The following is a 22220-nucleotide window of genomic DNA, read 5'->3' as shown; positions in this document are numbered from 1 at the left end:
CAATTCAATACAGGCAATTCAAGATTTTGCAGCGGATTCTGCAGAAGTCTAAATTTAGCACATAAGCATGCCGATTATCGTTAAAAACAAGATTCAGGAAAATAGGATGCTCAAGGTGTCGCCATTTAGAAAAGGCGTACGCATCACCGCACCGCATAAGCACAATAGCTATTTCGAAATTATCTATCTTTCCAGCGGCAGCGGTTTTCATTATATAGATTCGCAGGGTTTTGAAATCTTTCCCAACAGTGTTTTTTTTATAAGGAAGGAACAAATGCACTATTGGGCGCTTACATCCGAACCGGAGGGCTATGTTGCCATCATTAAAAAGGGCTTTATTGATCAGAGTATTGACAGGGAGATTAGCAGGTTATTGCTGCAATTGAGCAGGAATGCAGTTCTACAATTGAAAAATGCAGCAGCTATTGATAAAATCTTTCAATTGCTTGTAGATGAAGTTGATGTATTGGATCAGTCATCTCATACCGTTGTAGAAGGGTTGTTAAAGGCATTGTTGGGGAAAATCCAATCGGAAGGCGAACTATTGCCTGCAGGTAAAAAGCAGGATGGCAATGGCCTGTGTTATCAGTTCCGTGAAATTCTGAGCCAGGAAAAACAGTTAAAAAACAGTGTTGCCCATTATGCCGACAAATTGAATACCTCTCCACAGAACCTTAATCTGGCATGTAAGAAAGAAATGAATATCTCTGCTTCGGTGGTACTTTCGGAATTCATTATCAATGAAGCTAAACGTTTGTTGATCTATACCGATAACACGGTTGCCGAAATAAGCTATAACCTCAGTTTCAATGATACATCACATTTTGTAAAGTATTTTAAGCGCTTTACCGGTTTTACGCCCCAAAATTATCGGGCAAGCCTTGTTTAATACCATACTATTTTCAAATGTACCGTGAGAAAAGGAATTTTACCTGCTTCTTTGCGGTATTTAATATCCATTTAACAATAGAAGATCTTTAATCATTTTTTATACCGTTTATGCAACTCCCCAGATCCATCGCGCTTCTTTTGCTTATTTTTTTTAGCCAAACCGTCAACGCTCAAAATGTTACCATTAAAGGCATTCTTATCGATCAGCAGACCAAACAGCCCCTCGAATACGCCAGTATGGCGCTCTTAAAAAAAACAGATTCGACAGTAGTTGGGGGTGTATTAACCAGGCCTAACGGGGCATTTGAGATCAGTAAGCTTCAGATTGGTGAATACGTACTGAAAGTAGCTTACATCGGTTATAAGAACAGGTTTATTCCCGTAAACATTAATGATACAAGAATAGTTAACCTGGGTTCGGTCACGCTCACACCAACCAGCGAGTTGTTAAACCAGGTGAACATTAGCAGTGGAAAAGTTAATGCCTCCAATAAGATCGATAAACAATCTTACCGCGCAGACCAGTTTGAAAGTGCAAAAGGTGGAACCGCTATTGATGTATTAAAGAACCTGCCTTCCGTTGCGGTTAACGGAGAAGGGCAGATCAGTGTTCGGGGATCGACTGGATTTCTTGTGCTCGTAAATGGCAAGCCCGTACTTACCGATGCACAGACTGTTTTAAGCCAGTTGCCTGCCAACAGCCTGGAGAATATAGAACTGATTACTTCCCCTTCTGCTAAATATGATCCTGATGGAAAGGCCGGTATTATCAATATCGTTACCAAAAAGGGTGCTAACGACGGATTTACATTGACGGCCAATGCCCAGGCCGGACTTCCAAGCACAACTGACTATGACAACAAGGAAAAGCCCAAGCGCTTTGGTGGCGATGTTACGCTGAACTTCAGAAAAGATAAATGGGATATCTCTGTAGGTGGAAATTATCTTAGAAATGATAATGCGGGCTACCGTGAAGGAGATGTGTTGACCAAGAATTTTACCAATAATACCATTACACGTTTTCCCTCGAATGGTGAACGTAGTTTTGATAAATATAATTACGCAGGTAGATTATCTGCAGTTTATACTCTGGATAAAAACAACTCCATTTCTGTTGGTTTTTTTAGTGGAAAGCGTTATCAGGCACGTTTGGCAGATCTGGTTTACACCAATAGCACCTCAGATCTTTCAACAGGGCTGCCCATTAGGTCGACCACTTATTATAACTCCAACCTGCAAACAAAGGAAGGTACTTTTACACTGGGCAATTTGGATTATACCCATACTTTTGCGGATAAATCCTCATTGACAGCCTCGTTGTTATATGAAAATGCAAATCTTTATGGGAATACCAAAAATAGAAACCTTGGTTACCCCAATACAGCCGATACGATACAGTACGTTTTTAATCCATATAGGAACCCGATAAATGGCTATAGGTTTAAGTTAGATTATGCCATTAATGTTGGTAAAGGGAAACTCGAAAGCGGTTATCAGTTCAGGTATGATACCCAGGATGGGCAATTTGATTATTTTGTAAGCCCTGCCATTTCGCAGCCGGATGCCAACAGGTTTAGAGGGAGTGCCAAAGCAAAAAACCAGATCCATTCGGTTTATTCACAGTATTCAGGTAAACTGGATAAACTGGAATATATTGGAGGAATGCGTTACGAATATGCCGCCAGAAGGTTAAATCTTTCTTACGATCCTGCAGTTCATGAGCTAGACCTTTCTAACCTTTTCCCTTCCCTGAACCTGCTTTACAATGTTAACGATGGGTTGAAGTTAAAGGCTGGTTATTCAAGAAGGATTCAGCGTACCAATAATTATGAGCTTAACCCTATACCTGAAAGAGAGCACTCAGAAACATTGGAACAGGGCGACCCAGACCTAAAACCATCTTTTATCGATCTTGTAGAACTCGGACTGACCAGAACCTTCAAAAAGGGCTCGTTTTTTACAACCCTGTATTATCAGAACATTAAAAATCCAATACAGCGTGTAAACAGCGTTTATGCAGATACGATCTTGAACCGGGTATTTACGAATGCAGAAAAAGCACGTTCTTTTGGCTTTGAAATGGGAGCCAATCTCCAACCTGTTAAGTGGTGGAGCTTGTATCTTGGTGCCAATGTTTATAATTATAAGGTATCGGGAAATTTAAATGTACTGGGCAGCAATTCGGTAGTAGATAATGCAAACTGGGTATACTCAATAAATGCCAATACCAGTTTTAAACTGAATAAAACCTGGAGTGTGCAGGGAAATGTTAATTATTTATCAAAGCGGCCAACAGCACAGGGCGAAGATTCAAAATTCCTGGTTCCCAATACCGCTGTTAAGAAAACATTTATGGATGGACGTTTTTCTGCAACCCTACAGTGGCAGAATATGGATCTTGGCATGAATCAATCAAACAGACAACGGATAACAACATTTGGAAAAGATTTTTATACCACCACCAACTATATTTATGAAACCGATGTGTTCATCCTGAATTTCAGCTTTAACCTGAACAAACTTATCGGTAAATCCAAGCTCCCTACCAGCGAATTTGGTGATAAGGAATTTTAAGATGGCAGTAACCTCTATAATGACATATTCTAAAAATCGGCGTCATCTAAACCGGAGCAACTGCGGTCGGGATGACGATTCGTTGGCGCTGCGCTTACATGGTCAAAACCCTGATTTTTACGATATATATTTTAGCATTCCTGTTTTTTGTCACGCTATTTAAGTTCGCTACAAAATTTACTGCACGCATACACTTCTGGGGGAAACAACACAATATGTCTTAAATCAATACGCTATTATCGCATTAAGAATACAACCATAACATGCGAATATCAGACAGCTTTCCCGTTCTGTTTTGATAAGAAAAATCGTAACTTGCAGTAGACCAAATATACTAGCATGCAGTTGTTATTGCCCTACGCAGACCCAACGAAATATCTACAGGAACTGACCACGAAGTACGGTTTTTCCTCAAGAGATACCTGGTCGTCCAAGAGCATTATCCTTCCAGAGCATATGGGGACTGGATTTGTTCAGGTTTTTATTAAAAACGATATCCATTTTTTTCGCGGCATCTGGGATTTTAATGAACCTACACAATTTTATTCTCCCGACCCGGTCGGACAGCGGGGGTTGATCGATTTTCGGATCAGCAATGAAGATCAGCTCTTACATTCCGCTGCGCTGGAAGGCGCTAAGAAATTTAGCTGGGAAATTACCCGTGTTGATGGAATACGGTTTTTTATCCCGGAAGCATACTTTATAGGAAGTATAACGGAGTTAAGCAGGCGGTTTCAAAGCTGTGCACATCATCCTCAGGTTAAACAGCTCATCAAGCAGCTCTTTGAAATTTCCGCCCGCGACTTTTCCAATACCATGCTTCTGGACGCCAAGTTGACGGAATTTATATATTACCTGATCCGCCATTTAAGTCAGAAGGAAATAGAACCTGCTGATGGCGATGGCCTTACCCAAAGACGTTTGGATAGTATAAGAGAAGCACATACCCGGATCATGTCTAACATGGACACAGAAATAAGCGTTTTACAGTTGAGCCGTTGGGTTGGCCTGAATGAGTGTGATCTTAAAAGGGATTTTAAAAAAGTATACGGACTCCCGATCCGGCAATATATTATTCAACAAAAAATCCAGATGGCAAACCTATTGGTTGCCGAAAACCATGTTGATCTTGCCGAGGCAGCAAGGAGTTTGGGCTATACCAACATCAGGTATTTCGAAATGCTTTTTAAGCGTTATTACGGTAAAATATAGAAATTCCCGTTTCGACTGAATTAATTCCCGTTTCGATTTTTATAATGCATGCATAATAATTAGTTTCATATCAGCAAGCAAAACTTGCCGCTAACCAACTATTTTTATGCTGAATTTATCTGTGCTTTTGGAGGATAGTGCCTCAAGATTCGGAACCCGCCCGGCTTTCAGCTCCGGCAGCACTGATTTTACTTTTCACCAGGTAAATCTTATGGCTAACCAGTTGGCCAATGCACTTAAAAAATTAGGCATCCGCGAAGGTGAAAAGGTAGCCATGACTTGCCCAAACTGCATCTGGTTCCCCATTATTTATTATGCAGTGCTAAAAACTGGCGCTGTAATGGTTCCACTGAATATCCTCCTTAAGTCTGATGAAATAAAATACCACCTTCAGGACTCGCAGGCAGCGTTTTATTTTTGTTTTGAAGGAACTCCAGAAATGCCAGTTGGGAAATTAGGCTGGAATGCTTTTGATCAGGTGTCTGGCTGCAGGAATTTTATTTTGATCGGTGCTGACAAACCTGTTGGGGAAAGAAGTTATACGTTGGCTGAACTGATGGCCGGGGAAGATGAAGCCTTTGATAGCTGCGTTACTGATGCAGAAGATACGGCTGTGATTATTTATACATCTGGAACTACAGGAAAGCCAAAAGGCGCAGAACTTACCCATATCAATCTTTATTGCAATGCCGTTCTCTCGGCTGAACTGTTTTCCCTTTCTCAAACAGATGTTCAATTGATTGTTCTTCCGTTATTCCATGTATTTGGCATGACGGTGTTGATGAACGCAGGGCTTTACAGGGCAGCTCATGGTATCCTTTTGCCACGGTTTGATGCGAAAGATGTTATCGAAAATATCAATAAATACAAAGTAAGCATCTTTGCAGGCGTACCCACAATGTATTGGGTAATGGCCAGCTATATTCATCCCGAAATTGCTGACCAGCAGGTGAGTAATGCTTTGCGGATCTGCATTTCTGGCGGCGCTTCTCTGCCATTGGCTGTACTGGAGGGCTTTGAGCAAAGGTTCGGTGTTCAGGTGCAGGAAGGATATGGAATGAGCGAAGGCTCTCCGGTAGTCACCTTCAACGATCCAAAGATCGGGCGCAAACCCGGATCTATCGGTACCCCGGTTTGGGGTGTCTCCGTTAAAATAATTGATCCGGTCGGTCGTGAGGTTGCAAACGGCGAAAAAGGAGAGCTGATCTATAAAGGACACAATGTGATGAAAGGCTATTTCCGCAGACCGGATGAAACACGGGAAGTACTGCGCAACGGCTGGCTGCATTCTGGTGATATTGCCATAAAAGATGACGATGGCTTTTATTTCATTGTTGACAGACTAAAAGATATGATCATCAGGGGTGGGATGAATGTTTACCCAAGAGAAGTAGAAGAGGTGATGATGAAGCATCCGGCAGTCTCGCTTGCCGCTGTTGTGGGTGTGCCGGATGACAAGCTAGGTGAAGAAGTAAAAGCATTCATTGTATTAAAAGAAAACCAGCAGGTCGCTGATAGGGAGATTATCGACTGGTGCAGGGCGATGCTGGCCTCTTATAAGTGTCCCCGCTATGTGGAATTCAGAGCGGCATTGCCTTTAACCGCTACCGGAAAACTGTTTAAAAAAGAATTGAAAAATAATTTATAATGATGAAAAAGACCATTTTGATAAAAGTGCTTATTTTCTTGCTGCTGGGATCAATGGATGCCATGGCACAGCAAGATACCGTAAGGCTCAATGATGTAAAATATGGAAGTTTTGAACGTAACCTCATGGATGTTTACCTTCCACCGGGCCGGACGCCTAAAACTCCTTTTGTGATCCTGATCCATGGCGGTGCATGGGTGCAGGCCGGCAAAGAATATGTCAGAGATTTTCAGCAATACCTGCTCAGCGAAGGTATTGCTTCGGTTAATATCAACCACAGGTATGCCAATGATTCTACTATCCACTATAAACAGATTATGGACGATGTAGATAACGCGGTAAAGTACTGCGCAGACCATGCTGATGAATGGAATACCCGTTCAGATGGTTTTAGTACTGCGGGTTTTAGCTCAGGGGCACATCTGGCACTTTTGTATGGGTATACCGCACCGAGGAAAATTAATGCCATAGTAGATTTCAGTGGCCCTAATAACTTTACCGATACCGCCACACTCAATTATTGTGTAAAGGCAGGACTGATCGGATTGGTAGAAAAAATTACCGGCGACCGCTTTACAGGTGTTAGCCATGTCCCGGCAAGTTTTTCGTTGGCAAGTCCATATACCCATGTTAAAAACATCCCTACTTTCATTGGGCATGGAACCATCGATCCGGTAGTAAAGGTTATTCAATCAAGGCAGCTGGCCGAAAAACTTCAGCGCATGCATGTTCCTGTGAAATTTATTGAAGTGCAAGGCCTGGCGCATGATCTGGATAAAAAACCGCAGGAAAAATTGAAACTATACCAGGCAGCTGTTGCATGGCTCAAAAAATACGGACAAAAAAGATAAAATTATGAACAGACTAAGCACATTGTGCCTGGCCATGCTTATGGCATGTACGGCCGTTTTCGCACAGCAGACTAAAAAACAGAAAAACACAGTTAGGCCACTTACTGCAGCAGAGGTGAGTACCCGCTTATCGCCGGAAATCAAATTACTTGCCTTCGGGCCGGTCTCAAAACTTGATAGTACGTTTATCACCAATGCCAGAAAAGCGGATAAGGCACGTCCAACGCCTAAGCTTAAAAACGCAGATAGTGTAGAAGTCTCAGACTTAAGTATCCCGGGGCTGGAAAAAGGCGATCCGCTGGTGCCCATTCGGGTTTACAGGCCAAAGTACGCCAACGGGAATGTTCCTTTACTGGTATGGTTCCATGGTGGCGGTTTCATTGCAGGGAATCTGACCAGTGATCACCAGGCTTGCGCTACGATGAGCATCCGCTCCCAGGTTGTGGTGATATCGGTCGATTACAGGCTTGCCCCAGAACATGTATTTCCGGCCGGGGTAAACGATGGTTATTCCACCCTGCTCTGGGGTATTTCCAATGCAAAAACTTATGGGATAGACACCGCTAAAGTTGGTGTGGGCGGCGGAAGTGCCGGAGCAGCAGTTGCAGGAAGCATCGTACTTAAGGCCAGGGCAGAAAAAGGGCCGAAAATAAAGGCACAACTGCTGGTTTTTCCTCCCGCAGATATGGATACAACCCATGTATCGGTAGTGGAGTTATGGAATATTCCCGGTGTTAAGGGGGCCGACATGACCCGCTACCTAAAATATTATCTTGGGGAGAAACAATATAAAAATGTTCCTGAGCATGCACTGCCAGGGCTGACCCAAAATTTAAAGGGCCTGCCGCCAACCTATATTTTAACCTGCGGCGTCGACCCTTTGAGGGATGGTGCACTCTTATATGCGCAAAGACTTATCAATGCAGGAATATTTACAGAGTTGCACAATTACGCCGGGTACCCTCATGGCTTTGTTCCTGAGCGGGCAAATACAGAACTCTACTACATGGCAAAAAAACTACTGAACCAATAATATAAGCTATCGGTTATGAAAAGAAAATTACACAAAAATCTAAATTACGGAAAGCTTTTTATGCTTTTGGCCATGTTACTGTTTGCGGGTATATGTACCGCTCAAACCAATACTTTTTCAGGTATAGTTACCGACGAGCAGGGAAATGCTGTTCCCGGTGCAAGTGTTAAACTGAAAATAACCGGACGAAGCACAACTACCGACCAGAACGGTGAGTTTGTTTTTACCAATATCAGTACCCAAAAGGAAACTGCAACCGTTTCTTTTTTGGGTTTCATCACCCGGGAAATAGCTTTGTTAGCCAACGCTAAAGCGGTGATCAGGATGACAACAGCGGTGAACACGATGGATGAAGTGGTGGTTACGGGGATGTTCGATAAGCGGAAACGTATTGATGCTTCGGTCGCCATTACCACCTTAAACAGTGCACAAATTGAACGCACTGTACCAGCAAGTGCTGCCGACCTTTTAAAAAATGCACCAGGCGTATTTGTAAATTCATCAAATGGTGAGATCAGGAACAGTGTTGCCTCACGTGGCATCACCGCAGGTTCGCAAGACGGCAGTTTTGGCTATGAATATGTTTCGATGCAGGAAGATGGAATTCCGGTAACCAATATTACCTATTTCAGTTATGGGCCCGATTTCTTCCTCAGGCCAGATGCAACCCTGGCCCGGTTAGAAGCCGTACGGGGCGGAACGGCCTCTGTTACAGCGGCAAATGCGCCCGGGGGAATCTTTAATTACGTTTCTAAAACCGGAGGTAATACCTTTGAGGGCGAACTCAGAACCAAATATGGCTTTCAGGGAAGTGATGGCGGTAATCCGCTCGCACGCGTTGATCTGGACCTGGGCGGGCCCATCAAGGATAACTGGTTTTACAATATCGGTGGTTTTTACCGGTATGATCAAACTGGCCGCTATCCGGGCTATCCCATTAATAAGGGTGGACAGATCAAGGCAAACCTTTTAAAAAAATATAAAACCGGTTCCCTTAAAATAATCGGGAAATACCTCCATGATAAAAATGGATACGCCCAGTTACTGCCGACCAACAGTTTCTCAGATCCAAAACCAAGTGAAGGATTCGATATATTTTCAACCATCCTAATGCCCAAATTTGATTTTACCTCCCCACGGTATATCGGAGGGGGCGATATCTCGTTAAATCCGGCTAATGTGGTAGAAAGCAAATATAAATCGATAGGAGCCTTGTGGGAACAGCAGTTGGGCAAAGGTTGGTCGCTCAGCAATGCTTTCCGCTACTCCCGGAATGATATCAATTACAATACCACAAACGGCTCGATTATGAGTGGCACCGATTTTAGCAGTTACTTTCTGCTTTCAGGGATGACCGGACTTGGATTTGGAAACTATTCTTTCAAGGATGCCAAAACCGGAGCAGAACTGATGAGCATCAATGCAGCACCCGGACCGGGGGGGCTGCCGGCATATACGATCGTTAAGGATGTATTGCCAGGACAAGGCGTAAGCCCACATTCCCTTTATTTTTCTGTATTGGGCAGTTATGAGAACCAGGTGAATGAGCTTATTAACCAGTTTGCTGTTAATAAAAAGCTTAAAAATATGAGCTTTAACGCAGGGATGTACTATGGAAGATCGAAAGCTCACCGTTTCTCCGGAATTAATGGAGTTGCTTTGGGTACCATTGAAAACCGGCCAAAACTTGTAAACCTCACCTTTACGGGCATTACCCTGGGGGGCACTACCGGGGTGCATCAGGTAACCAATGCTGAAGGAATTGCACAGGCTAACGGTGATACAGGCGGCTTCCTTGATTTTAACGTAACGCAGGCACAATACGCCTTTTTCTTCAGCCAAACCTGGAACATGACCGATAAACTGACCTTTGATTGGGGAGGAAGGTACGAAACGGCCAAAGTAGAGGCGCATAACCAGCGCACTTACTTTAAAACCGGTTTACAGGGCGGAACAGATAATGATCCGAAAACATTCTTCAATAACAATACCCTCGATCGTATCAGCTCGGTAGAATTTGAAAAAAGATTAAATACTTTCTCTTTTTCAGGTGCACTCAATTATAAGTTCGATGACAATACAGCCGTGTATACCCGTTACTCAAGAGGTAAAAAATCGCCGGATATGGATGTATATTTTGCTGCCAACAGGCCCGAAACAGTGGCCTTGCTAAATCCTGAAGTACGTACCACCGAACAGGTAGAACTTGGCCTGAAAGCCCGGAGGAAAGATCTTGATTTATTTATTACGCCTTTTTACAGCATGTTAAGCGGAGTGCCAAACGGTTCGATTTTTACCAACGCAGATGCAACACTTTATACCACGCCTTCCCTGTATAGCAAATACCGCACATTTGGGATAGAGATAGAAGGCGATTATAACCTAACCAAAACCTTTAGCCTGAGGGCTGTTGCAACCTTTCAGCGTTCCAAAATTGTGGAGGCAGAATATTGGGTAGCCAACGGTCCTGGAATGGCAGACGACACTAAAATATCTTATTCCGGTAACGAAACAGATAACAATGCGCGGATCATATCACGCATTACACCCACTTATCACAATGAAAAACTCTATCTTTTTCTCACCTGGTCTTATCTTGGCAAAAGACAGGCCAATGCCCCTAACGTGTTTTACCTGCCTTCCTTCTCCAATTTTGATATCGGCGCAGGGTACAATCTCACGCATAAAATAACTTTGAGCGCAAATATCAATAACCTGTTCAATAATTATCAGGTAATGAGCTGGGCCCGGCCCGGAAACCTGTTAACGCAGTTAAGTGGGGCAGGAAGCTTTAACAAGGCACAGTTTGATGCTGCAGTGGCCAATAATACCCCTTATTTTACCATTTCCAACCCACCAAGGGCCTATTACTTAACTGCTTCGTACAAGTTTTAATTTCTTAGCTATATTTGATATTAACAATACCGGTCTTATGAAACGTATAATCCTGTTCCTCTCCATTACCACCATGTGTTTGTCGCTGCACGCACAGCAAACGGTACATTCCGGTGCCTTTCATCCTGAGCGTTTAGCCCGGATAGACCGGGTGGTTCAAAGTTACATCGATAGCAATTGGATTGTGGGGGCAGTATGCCTGGTAACGAAGGATGGGAAGCCAGCCTATTTTAAAGCATTTGGTATGGACGATAAAGAAAAAGCCAGGCCGATGCATAAAGATGCCATATTCCGTATTGCATCCCAAACCAAAGCCATTACCAGCACGGCGGTAATGATGTTATGGGAGGAGGGAAAGTTTCTGCTTGATGATCCGGTATCTAAATATATTCCCTCATTTGCCAGGCCTAAAGTACTCGATAAGTTTAACGAAAAGGACAGTAGTTATACCTCCCTGCCCGCTAAACGCGAAATTACCATCAGAGATCTGCTCACACATACTTCCGGATTGGGTTACGCACAGATCGGTTCGGCCAAAATGCAGGCTATCTATGCCAAGGCTGGTATACAGGCTGGATTTTCGGACCATAAGCAGCTTTTGGCTGATGCTGTGAATAAACTGGGCACTTTGCCTCTTGAATATAACCCTGGCGAACGTTTTAACTATAGTTTAAGTATTGATGTGCTGGGAAGGCTGGTGGAGGTCGCATCAGGCATGAGCTTAGACAGGTTTTTTGCCGAAAGAATTTTTGCTCCCCTGGGGATGAACGATACCTATTTTCATCTGCCTGAAACCAAAAGGAGTAGATTGGTAACTGCCTATACCGAAGATGTGAAGAACCGTAAGCCCATTAAATGGGTTGATGGTACATTTCCGGGTAGTTCGATAAATTACCCTGTAAATAACAATGGTTATCTTGCTGGTGGGGCGGGATTGGTATCTACCATAACGGATTACGCTGCTTTCCTGCAACTGTTTATCAATAAAGGGAACTATCAAGGTAAGCAATTGCTGGCAAGGCATACTGTTGATGTGATGACCAGGAACCAGATCGGGGATATTTCATTGGGTGACGATAAGTTCGGAATTGGCTTTCAACTCACAACAGCTAAGGGAAGTGGCAAATTAGGCTTATCTGAAGGAAGCATTTCCTGGGGAGGTTTTTTCGCAACCTCCTACTGGGCCGATCCAAAAGAAAAACTTTCAGGACTTTTATTCCTCCAGCAGTGGCCCTTTAAACATAGTGAACTCAGCGACAAATATAAAGTACTGGTTTATCAGGCACTGAAATAATAACCTGCCAAGTAAAAACGCTTGTCGGTATCCTTATTAAACTTACTAATTAGCAAATCTTAAAAACTAAATGTAATCGGTTGGTGTTAGGTATCATGAAGTAAATCAGATAATTAAGCGGCAAAACGGGGCAATTGTGCATATTGCTTAAATTTTTGCTGAATAGGTACATAGCCACAGGAAAATTATGAATACCAGAAGAGATTTTCTACAAAAAATGGGTGCATCAGCGTTGATGCTGCAATTGGGATCAATATCGACATTTGCGAACGCTTTTGATCAGATCGAACAGCCTTACCAGGGTAGGGTACTCAGAGTAGCCATCATGGGTTTAGGTGGATATGGCACCCGTGTAGCAGACGCGATGAAGGCCTGTACCAAGGCAAAACTGGTAGGTGTAATTAGCGGTACGCCTTCAAAAATTAAGGAATGGCAAACGAAGTACAACATCCCGGAGAAAAATTGTTATAACTACGACAACTTCGATCAGGTAAAAAACAATCCGGATATAGATGCAATTTATGTGATTACGCCAAATGCGCTGCACCATAGTCAGGTTATCCGCGTAGCAAAAGCCGGAAAACATGCCATATGCGAGAAACCGATGGCATTGAATGCCAAAGAGGGGCAAGAAATGCTTGATGCTTGTAAAAAAGCAAATGTAAAGTTACTGGTTGGCTATAGATTGCATTTTGAACCCCGTACACTGGAGGTAATCCGAATGAGAAATGCGGGCGACTTCGGTAAAATCAGGTTTTTCCAGGGACAATGTGGTTTTAAAGCAGGCGATCCTACGCAATGGCGACTAAACAAAGCACTTGCCGGTGGTGGATCAATGATGGATATTGGAATCTATGCGATTAACGGGGCCAGGTATATGGTGGGCGAAGAGCCGATCTGGGTAACGGCTCAGGAAACCAAGACTGATCCTGTAAAGTTTAAAGAAGGTGTAGATGAAACCATACAATTTCAATTGGGGTTTCCGAGCGGTGCGGTAGCGTCCTGCTTGTCTAGTTATAACATCAATCACCTGGATAGATTTTTTATGAGTGGCGACAAAGGATTTGCAGAAATGCAACCTTCTACGGGTTATGGTCCCATCAAGGGAAGAACACATCTGGGTGAACTCACGCAGCCCATAACTACGCACCAAACTGTACAGATGGATGAAATGGCCACTATTATTTTTGAAGATAAAAAGCCGGTAGTTCCTGTAAACGGTGAAGAAGGTTTGAAAGATCTTAAAATTATTGATGCCATCTACCAGGCCGTAAAAACAGGAAAACAGGTCAAACTTACTGCTTAGCTTTGGGCTGTTAGTGCTTTTTTGCTCAATAAAGTCCCAGCGAAATAGCTTCAAGGCCTGGTTTAGTGCAACCACAGTACGGCCATTATGAAAAAGCAAGCCTGTAAGAAAAGCTAATTTGTAGATCCCACAGTTGCCAAACTTCAGACAAATAATTATTGGCATTCATGAAATAATGAACAGATATTCTGGTTACTACCAATTAACTTTGCAAGCATACCCATATCGTTCCAGACATGAAGTGGATCACAAGAGAAAGACCAAAAATAGACCGCATTGCCTGCCCATGGCTGATCAAAAGGTTTATAGACCCTGAAGCAGAGATTATCTATGTGCCGTTTGAAAAAGTAATCATTACCGCAAGCGAACTTGGAGCGATTCCCTTTGATCTACCAGGTGTAGAATATAGCCATTATAATGACCAATGTACCTTTGATTATTTTTTAAAAAAGCATGGGTTAAAAGATGTAGCCCTCGACCGTATGGCCGCAATTATCCGCGGAGCAGATACCGATAGGCTAGATTTTGCGCCACAGGCGGCCGGTCTCTCTGCCATTTTTCTCGGTCTTTCCCGTAACATCACCGATGATCAGGAGCTGCTCGAACTTGGGATAAAGGTATATGACGGCCTTTACACCTGGGCAAAACACCTGCATGACCAAAAACATACCCAGTCGCCTGTTGAGCATCTTTTACTTGATGTTTACAACCGATACCTGAAATCCAGTTCTAAAAAAGCCCCCGAATGGACCAGGGAGCTCAAAGAAATGATTCAGGACCAGATGGATACCAATATGAGCATGAGCCTGCAGCAGGTATCAGATGAGTTGGAAATCAATCCGGCCTATCTCTCCAGGGAATTTTCCCGGTATTTTGATAACCTTTCTTTTGGCGACTACATCCGTAAAATGCGCATTGAAAAAGCAGTCGCCCTGATGCAGACGCCTTCTTATAGCCTTACCGAAATTGCCTACCTGACCGGGTTTTCCGATCAGAGCCACTTTAACCGGATTTTTAAGAAGCAGACTGGCGAAAATCCATCCGCGTTCCGAAAAAATTTGCTTAAAGGTAAAAAGGATACAAAATAGTCAAATCCATACAATTTTTGGGGTTTTCCATTGTCTAATATTGTGTTGTCAAGTACATATAGAATCATGGAAGATCATCATATATCCCGCATGCAGCTGATTCAGGACGGAACATTACTGGGAACAGTGATGTTCTTACTCATCGAAAAGCGAGCGCTATTCCCTTGCCCGTAAATACAGGGCTATCTTACAATTTCAATAATGATTATGAATGCCTGCACAGGGAATGGTGCTTTATGATGCCCTGTACAGCTGGGAGAAATAGGTACAAACAGAAAAACACAGATGGAAAAGCAACCAATAATAAAGGAAAGACCAGCTTATAGTCTGGCAGAGATTGCCAAATATTTTCTCAAACTCGGCACCTGGGGATTCGGAGGGCCGGTGGCATTGGTTGGTTACATGCAAAGGGATTTGGTAGAGCAAAAAGGCTGGCTTAGTGAAGAAGAGTATAAAGAGGGGCTTGCATTGGCACAACTGGCCCCCGGGCCTTTAGCGGCACAACTGGGGATCTATATTGGCTTTGTGCATTACGGATTGTTAGGGGCTACCCTTACCGGGCTGGCTTTTGTATTGCCATCTTTTATTATGGTGGTGTTATTGGGTATGGCTTACCAGTTATACGGAGGCTTAACCTGGATGCAGGCCGTTTTTTACGGGGTTGGTGCTGCGGTAATCGGTATTATAGCCATGAGCGCCTATAAACTCACCATCAAGTCCATCAGTAAGTTTGAGCTTGCGGCCATGAAATCCAAATGGCTGTTATGGCTTTTTTACGTCATTGGGATCATCATTACGGTAATTACCGAAAGAGAAGAGGTATTGCTTTTTCTGGGTTGTGGCATACTGTATATGCTGATCAAAGCTCCGCCGCAATGGATCAAAAAACCGACAACGTTACCTGCCGGCATTCTGATCAGTACAGGATTCTGGAACTATGACAGCAAAACCCTTCAGGAAATCGGCTGGTTCTTTGCCAAAGCGGGTGCTTTTGTTTTCGGCAGCGGACTCGCTATTGTGCCTTTCCTACATGGCGGAGTGGTGAAAGAATTCGGCTGGCTAACCGAACACCAGTTTGTAGATTCGGTTGCGGTGGCCATGATTACCCCCGGGCCGGTAGTGATTACAGTTGGTTTTATCGGCTACCTGGTAGCAGGTTTTCCGGGAGCCTGTGTAGCAGCCCTTGCAACTTTTCTTCCCTGTTATATTTTTACGGTTGCCCTGGCCCCATCGTTTAAGAAGATCGCCAGGAATACCAGCATCAAGGCATTTGTTGATGGAATTACGGCAGCAGTTATTGGCGCGCTAGTGGGATCGGTGATTGTGATCGGATTACGTTCCATTAAAGATATTCCAACGGCGCTTATTGCGATAGCAGCAGTACTTGCGCTTATTTACATCAAAAAACTTCAGGAGCCATACCTTATTGGTGCTGCTGCGATTATCGGTTTACTCATCAAATTTATATAAATCATTTAAAATGTTAACAAGAACCCCCTTTTCAATTATCAGAACAGTCATACTAACGATTTGCCTCATGGCGGCAGGAATATTTTCCGCAGGTGCCCAACAGCCCCCATCTTACCCAAAAGTAACAGGCTATTTTGCGATACTAAATCCTATAGGCAGTTGGAACAAGAACGGTTTTACCGATAATTTCTCAAGTGTATATACCATTGGTTTTCCTTTCGGGATCAATATCCTGAAAAATGACCGTTTCGGAGTCAGCTTTGAGCTGGTACCTTCAATCAGGACCGAGCATGGCATTTCGAAGGTAAATGCTGTTCTTTTTCACCCTGGCGCGATGTTCCGTTTCAAACACGGCTTTACTTTTATCGGCAGGGCAGCATTTGAAACCAGCGGCAGGTTTGGTTTTACACCTGTTTTAAATCAGGTACTTTTAAAGGGTAAAAGTGTCAGTTTCTATGCAGCAGTTCCCGTTCCGGTGAGGTTTGGGAACGATCAGCCTGCATCTCTGGGGGCGGGGATCCAGCTTGGGGTTGGTTTCTGATCACTCTTCTAGTTTTAGCATCTCGCTAATACCGGTTCAAACTGATTATAGATAGCTATAAACCACAAAAGTCCATCTTTCGATGAGCTTTTGTGGTTATGAAAGGAAAGCCAGATGAACACCATCCTCCATTTATTGTCGATTCCTTAACATCTGGTAATCACTGGTATGCATTTGCACACATACCAGTGAATAAGAAATTACTGGGCTAAGTAGGTCATGCCACCATCAACAAGGATTTCGGTGCCAAGCAAAAACGAAGATTCTTCAGAAGCAAGGAAAACCGCTGTTTTACCAATGTCTGAGGGTTGCCCGATCCTGCCTATCGGCATTGCACTTGCAAATTGTGTTTTCACGGCATCAATGTGTTCTGCAGGAACGAACTTATCAAATGCAGGTGTATCTGTAGTACCCGGTGTGATTACATTTACCCTGATCTTTCTGGCTAACAAGTCGTTCGAAAAGCTTTTCGCCAAAAAGATCACTGCAGCTTTTGCAGCACCGTAAAGCCCGAATGAGGGGTATGCCCGATGTGCGGCATTTGACCCGATAAGAATTATAGACCCACCATCATTCATATATGGTAAGGCTTTTTGTACTGTGAAATAAACGCTTTTCAGGTTAAGGTCCATGGTTTTGTTATAATCCGCTTCGCTCACATCTGCCACTGTTCCGGTTGTTCCTGCACCTGCGTTGGCTACCAGTACATCTATTTTGCCGAATTTTTCGGCTGTATCTTTAAAAACCCGCTCTAAATCGGCAAGGTTAGTTACATCCGCATTGATGGCTATAAAATCATTGCCCAGTTGAGCCGCAGCAAGTTCTAAAGTTAGGTGATTCCTACCTACAATAGCTCCGGCAGCGCCTTCACTTTTAAATGCTTCAGCAATACCAAATCCAATACCGCTATTCCCGCCCGTAACTACGGCTACTTTGTTTTTTAATTTACTCATGATTTACTATTTAATGTTGATTCAAAGATGCACCTCTGCAACGAGCTGAATCTTATCAAAAGTCATTAAATAGGCTTGATAAAGATCAAGCTATTTTAAGGCGTTCTTCCTGATCCGGCTTAAGGTTTCTGGTGTTAAACCCAGGTAGGAAGCAATTAAATTTTGCGGGAACCGCTGTATAAAGTGAGGATAATCGTTAACGAGTTCTTGAAACCGTTCTTCGCCAGTTTGACTGATGGAAGACTGCATTCTTTTTTGGGTAGCTATGGTGTTGTTTTGACTCAGCACGTTCTGCATCGCTGAAAAGGCAGGAATAGGCTTTATGAATTCTTCTACCAGGTTATGGGTGATTTGTAAGATCTCCATATCTTCCAGCGCTTCTATATTAAAGCGGCTTGGTGTCAGCTTGTAAAAACTTTCAAAATCGGCTAACCACCAGTTTTCAATACTTAATTTTAGTATATGTTCATGTCCTTTTTCATCCACCGTAAACGTCTTGGCAGCCCCTTTTACAATGAAACCGGTATATTTACATACATCCCCTTCCTGTAAAAAGTACTGTCGCTTACGGATTTTTTTGGGTTTGAAATGTGCGATAAATATTTGCTTTTCTTCCGCTGAAAGCGTTTTGCCAGAAAGTTTTTGAACGTAATCGAACAGCGCTTGAAAATTATCCATCTTTAGTTTCTTAAGGAGAATCTTCAAAAATAAAACTTTCAGCCTATTTTATGCAGCCTTTTTAATTATTCAAACCTGTTCTGCTCAGTTGCAGGAAAAGGTACTTTCATCCAATCGTCGAATAATGCCTGCCTGCATAACGAAAATTACAACCCCGTCCATTAATTAGGCTGGAAGCAGCACACCTGATCATTTTTGAACGAGATTGCCAATTAATTGAACGAATATGCAAAATGCCTTGACCTTACTATAGCCACTTTTGTAAACAACAATTACATAACAACAAAAAAGACTATGGGACTATCAGGTTTAGGAATTTTTCATACCATCATTGGTATCGTTGCCATTGGAGCGGCAATCATTTCATTTATACGCTTTGGCAAAATTGATTTAACGCAGCTTAGTGGGAAAATATACTTTTATACTACTGCTGTTACGGCTTTAACTGCATTAGGAATCTCCAAACATGGAGGCTTTAATGCCGGGCATATTTTTTCGGTATTCATTTTTATTTTAGTGGTGGTGGCTTTTTGGCTTTCGGTAAAGCGAAGTACCAATAATAAGGCCCGCTATATAGAGAATTTTTTACTCTCTTTCAGCTTCTTTCTGTCGCTCATTCCCACCGTTAACGAAACCTTTACCCGGGTTCCGCTGGGGCATCCACTGGCTAAAAATCCTACCGATCCTATAATTGCCCAAACCTTGCTCGTGCTCTTAATCGCATTTGTTGCCGGTGCCATTTACCAGTACATTAAACAACGTAACGCGCTTAGAATACGGTAAACCAAAATGCGATTTTGGGATAAAGGATCTTTTTATACCGGATAGACTAATGTATGGACGCAGAAAAGCCAAACCATGCATTAGTTTTTCTATTTTTATAGCTGAAGGTTTTTTAACATGATCATTGACCATAAAAAATACGATTTGTTTGGTAAATCCACTATCCAGAACATCAGGATAAAGGCGCCTTTTACCTTCGATTTTCCCATTACCGATAATGCCTGCTTTTTGTACATGTTACAGGGTGAAATGCAATATCACCGCGACGAAGACCGGGTAAATATTCCGCATAAACATGCCTTGTTTTTAAATTGCATTCAGGGCAGCAAAACCATCAGTAACTTAAATGAAGAGGGGATTAACGAAATTATGGTCGTTAATTTTCATCCCGATATTTTAAAGCGGATCTACGACCGGGAGATGCCGGTTATACTTCAGGCACCCGATCGGATGGTTTCGAACAAAAGTATTGAAGTTTTAAACAACAGTTTTTTAATCGAAAAATATATCGAAGGTTTGCTGTTTTATTTTCAGCATCCGGCGCTGGTTAACGAAGATATGCTGGTTTTAAAGTTAAAAGAAATTATCCTGTTGCTGGCCCAAACTGCTAATGCCAGGGCCATACAGACCATATTTGCACAGCTTTTTTCGCCTACTACCTATACCTTTAAGCAAATTATTGAGGCCAACCTGTTTGAACAGCTCAGTATCGAAGCCCTGGCACAATTGAATAATTTGAGTTTATCGTCTTTTAAACGCGAATTTGCCAGACATTACAACGATACACCGGCCAATTATATCAAAACCAAAAGGCTCGAAAAAGCTGCCGAAATGCTGTTAATTTCAAACGAAAGGATTAAAGACATTGCTTTTAATTGTGGCTATAATGATTTGGCCAATTTTACCAAAAGCTTTCGCGATAGGTATAAGTGTACACCTAGTGATTTTCGGGAACGTTAGAAGCGGTAGCTATCCGTAAAAATTACGGCTGACATATCAATATGTATCACCAATTAAGGCGTCCGGATAATATATAACTAAATCCTGCAGCTGAGCCGTACAGGCAAAATATTTGAGCCGTAGAAGAAAGCCTTGGGTGTTCCGAATGTTGATCTTTGTTTCATGAACAACATCACAAAAATTCAGTTGGGTCAAAATGGCCCATTCGTATCTAAACTTGGTTTAGGTTGTATGCGCATGTCTTCTGTATGGGGTAGTGCAACACCCAGCGAAACAGAAAGTATTGCTACCATTCAGGAAGCATTAGATAATGGCATTAATTTTTTAAACACAGGCGACTTTTACGGCGCCGGTCATAACGAAATGTTAATTGGCAAAGCGATTAAAGGCAGGCGAGATGATGCTTTTATCAGCGTAAAATTCGGTGCCATCTTTCACAACGGCCAATGGCTCGGATTAGACCTGCGGCCCATTGCGATCAAAAACTTTATCAATTACTCGCTAACGCGTTTAGGCATCGAAACCATCGACCTCTACCAGCCTTGCCGAATGGACGACAGCGTGCCGGTAGCAGATATCATCGGAACGGTTGCCGACCTGATTAAAGAAGGTAAAGTACGTCACATTGGAGTGTCTGAAATTACGGCTGATCAGCTCCGTCAGGCAAATGAAACCCACCCCATAAGTGCGCTGGAAATTGGCTATTCGCTGGCCGATCGTCAGATCGAAAACGAACTGCTGCCTGCAGCAAAAGAATTGGGCATTGCCGTAGTGGCCTTCGCCAACACCGCAGAGGGTTTATTAACCGGCGACATGAAAGCGCCACTTGGAGAAAATGATTACCATAACCATTTCTCCCGTTTCCAGGGTGAAAACCTGGTTCATAACCTCGAAAAAGTTGAAGTATTGAAACAATTGGCGCAAAACAAAGGCTGTACTCCAACGCAGCTTGCTATTGCCTGGGTAAAGGAGCAAGGCGATCATATTATGCCTTTAGTAAGCATGAGCCGCAGATCGCGCTTGCCCGAAAATATTAAAGCGCTTGATATTGTATTTACACCGCAAGAAATGAACACTTTAAATACTACTTTTGCAGTAGGTGCCATACGTGGCGGTACTTATTTACAACGTTAAATGACCAATCCAGCAGAAATCCTCCCAGGCCTGATCTTTTATTCTTACCTCTCTGCCCAGCGGAAAGAGAAAGTGTGTTTCTGGAACCACCATACCCTGGTATTGCAGGTTTCAGGGCAGTTCACTTTAGAAACCGCTGGGCAAAGTATATCAATGACCGGAGGAGAACTGCTGTTGATTGGCAAAAACCAGTTGGGTACGCTCACCAAAACACCGCTACCGGGAGGAAACTATGAAACCATCGTCATATCCCTTCAGGAAGAGCTTTTGCGCAAGATCGTATTGGAAGAAAAGTTAACCGCAGACCATAAATACATTGGTCCGCCAAATGTCCTGATTCCATCCAACGAATTCCTCAAAGGATATTTCCAGTCTATTGTTCCCTATGCCCGAAGCTCGGGTGCCACCATGACCAATGAAATGGGCATTTTGAAAGTGAAAGAAGGGATTAAATTACTATTACTTGCCCTACCGGCACTGCGTAACTTTTTATTCGACTTTTCAGAACCCCATAAAATAGACCTGGAAAAGTTTATGTTGAGCAATTTTCATTTTAATGTGCCCATCGAAAAATTCGCGCAGCTTACTGGGCGCAGTCTGGCCGGTTTTAAACGCGATTTCCTGAAAACATTTGGTGCGCCACCCCGCCATTGGCTGCAGGATAAACGCCTAACAGAAGCCAAACACCTGATCGAAAGCAAACACCAGAAACCTTCTGCCATTTATCTCGACCTGGGCTTCGAAAGCCTGTCGCATTTCTCACATGCTTTTAAAAAGAAGTTTGGTATGGCACCTACTGCGGTAAATGCGTAAGGTGCGGATTTAAGGAAAGGATATTCTGGTTGTTGTTTTGGGCTGGGGCACTGAGACTAATTTCACTAAGTTAAGTATTATGCCGTTGTCAGTCTG

Annotated in this window: 18 protein-coding genes; 16 read left to right on the top strand and 2 right to left on the bottom strand. The window is 43.0% G+C overall.

Annotation, left to right across the window (positions count from 1 at the left end; translation table 11 throughout):
* Window positions 1-67 precede the first annotated feature (67 nt).
* From ACTJKN_RS26175 to ACTJKN_RS26120, 12 genes are all read left to right on the top strand, one after another.
* Window positions 68-889, top strand: a complete 822-nt coding sequence (locus ACTJKN_RS26175) for an AraC family transcriptional regulator (protein ID WP_440828568.1) — start codon at window positions 68-70, stop codon at window positions 887-889.
* 110 nt (window positions 890-999) lie between these two features.
* Window positions 1000-3465 carry a TonB-dependent receptor domain-containing protein gene (locus ACTJKN_RS26170; protein ID WP_440828567.1) on the top strand — a complete coding sequence of 822 codons (2466 nt, stop codon included), beginning with the start codon at window positions 1000-1002 and terminating at the stop codon, window positions 3463-3465.
* 339 nt (window positions 3466-3804) lie between these two features.
* Complete coding sequence (locus ACTJKN_RS26165) at window positions 3805-4677, top strand: helix-turn-helix domain-containing protein (RefSeq protein ID WP_440828566.1); 873 nt, start codon at window positions 3805-3807, stop codon at window positions 4675-4677.
* Between the two features lie 106 nt (window positions 4678-4783).
* Window positions 4784-6325, top strand: coding sequence for a long-chain-fatty-acid--CoA ligase (locus tag ACTJKN_RS26160; protein ID WP_440828565.1), 1542 nt, complete (start codon window positions 4784-4786; stop codon window positions 6323-6325).
* The gene (locus tag ACTJKN_RS26155; protein ID WP_440828564.1) at window positions 6325-7176 is read left to right on the top strand and encodes an alpha/beta hydrolase fold domain-containing protein; all 852 of its coding nucleotides are present in this window, start codon (window positions 6325-6327) and stop codon (window positions 7174-7176) included. The genes ACTJKN_RS26160 and ACTJKN_RS26155 overlap by 1 nt, the downstream gene beginning before the upstream one ends.
* Before the next feature lie 4 nt (window positions 7177-7180).
* On the top strand, window positions 7181-8209 hold the full coding sequence (locus ACTJKN_RS26150; RefSeq protein WP_440828563.1) for an alpha/beta hydrolase fold domain-containing protein: 1029 nt from the start codon (window positions 7181-7183) through the stop codon (window positions 8207-8209).
* 15 nt (window positions 8210-8224) lie between these two features.
* Window positions 8225-11104 carry a TonB-dependent receptor gene (locus ACTJKN_RS26145; RefSeq protein ID WP_440828562.1) on the top strand — a complete coding sequence of 960 codons (2880 nt, stop codon included), beginning with the start codon at window positions 8225-8227 and terminating at the stop codon, window positions 11102-11104.
* 37 nt (window positions 11105-11141) lie between these two features.
* Window positions 11142-12398 carry a serine hydrolase domain-containing protein gene (locus ACTJKN_RS26140; RefSeq protein WP_440828561.1) on the top strand — a complete coding sequence of 419 codons (1257 nt, stop codon included), beginning with the start codon at window positions 11142-11144 and terminating at the stop codon, window positions 12396-12398.
* A gap of 187 nt (window positions 12399-12585) precedes the next feature.
* The gene (locus ACTJKN_RS26135) at window positions 12586-13704 is read left to right on the top strand and encodes a Gfo/Idh/MocA family protein (protein ID WP_440828560.1); all 1119 of its coding nucleotides are present in this window, start codon (window positions 12586-12588) and stop codon (window positions 13702-13704) included.
* A 236-nt stretch (window positions 13705-13940) separates the two neighbouring features.
* Entirely contained in the window at window positions 13941-14792 is an 852-nt protein-coding gene (locus ACTJKN_RS26130) for a chromate resistance protein ChrB domain-containing protein (RefSeq protein WP_440828559.1), read from the top strand.
* A gap of 285 nt (window positions 14793-15077) precedes the next feature.
* Complete coding sequence (locus ACTJKN_RS26125) at window positions 15078-16262, top strand: chromate transporter (protein ID WP_440828558.1); 1185 nt, start codon at window positions 15078-15080, stop codon at window positions 16260-16262.
* Window positions 16263-16329: 67 nt separating this feature from the next.
* Entirely contained in the window at window positions 16330-16803 is a 474-nt protein-coding gene (locus tag ACTJKN_RS26120; RefSeq protein ID WP_440828557.1) for a hypothetical protein, read from the top strand.
* Between the two features lie 200 nt (window positions 16804-17003).
* Here the strand turns inward: ACTJKN_RS26120 and ACTJKN_RS26115 are convergent, their stop codons facing one another.
* Together ACTJKN_RS26115 and ACTJKN_RS26110 are read right to left on the bottom strand one after the other, a co-directional pair.
* Window positions 17004-17756: an SDR family NAD(P)-dependent oxidoreductase gene (locus ACTJKN_RS26115; RefSeq protein ID WP_440828556.1), complete on the bottom strand. Its 753-nt coding sequence runs from the start codon at window positions 17754-17756 to the stop codon at window positions 17004-17006.
* 90 nt (window positions 17757-17846) lie between these two features.
* Entirely contained in the window at window positions 17847-18434 is a 588-nt protein-coding gene (locus tag ACTJKN_RS26110) for a Crp/Fnr family transcriptional regulator (protein ID WP_440828555.1), read from the bottom strand.
* A gap of 294 nt (window positions 18435-18728) precedes the next feature.
* Here ACTJKN_RS26110 and ACTJKN_RS26105 point away from each other — a divergent pair, with 294 nt between their 5' ends.
* From ACTJKN_RS26105 to ACTJKN_RS26090, 4 genes are all read left to right on the top strand, one after another.
* The gene (locus ACTJKN_RS26105; protein WP_440828554.1) at window positions 18729-19217 is read left to right on the top strand and encodes a hypothetical protein; all 489 of its coding nucleotides are present in this window, start codon (window positions 18729-18731) and stop codon (window positions 19215-19217) included.
* A gap of 117 nt (window positions 19218-19334) precedes the next feature.
* Entirely contained in the window at window positions 19335-20177 is an 843-nt protein-coding gene (locus ACTJKN_RS26100) for a helix-turn-helix domain-containing protein (protein ID WP_440828553.1), read from the top strand.
* 162 nt (window positions 20178-20339) lie between these two features.
* Entirely contained in the window at window positions 20340-21311 is a 972-nt protein-coding gene (locus ACTJKN_RS26095; RefSeq protein ID WP_440828552.1) for an aldo/keto reductase, read from the top strand.
* Window positions 21312-22124 (top strand): helix-turn-helix domain-containing protein, encoded by an 813-nt coding sequence (locus ACTJKN_RS26090; protein ID WP_440828551.1) that lies wholly within the window; start codon window positions 21312-21314, stop codon window positions 22122-22124.
* The last annotated feature ends 96 nt before the right edge of the window (window positions 22125-22220 follow it).

Source organism: Pedobacter sp. 22163, assembly GCF_052045595.1.
Taxonomy (GTDB): domain Bacteria; phylum Bacteroidota; class Bacteroidia; order Sphingobacteriales; family Sphingobacteriaceae; genus Pedobacter.
The sequence above is the reverse complement of the archived record's forward strand: the minus strand, read 5'-3'. Positions and strand labels throughout refer to the sequence as shown.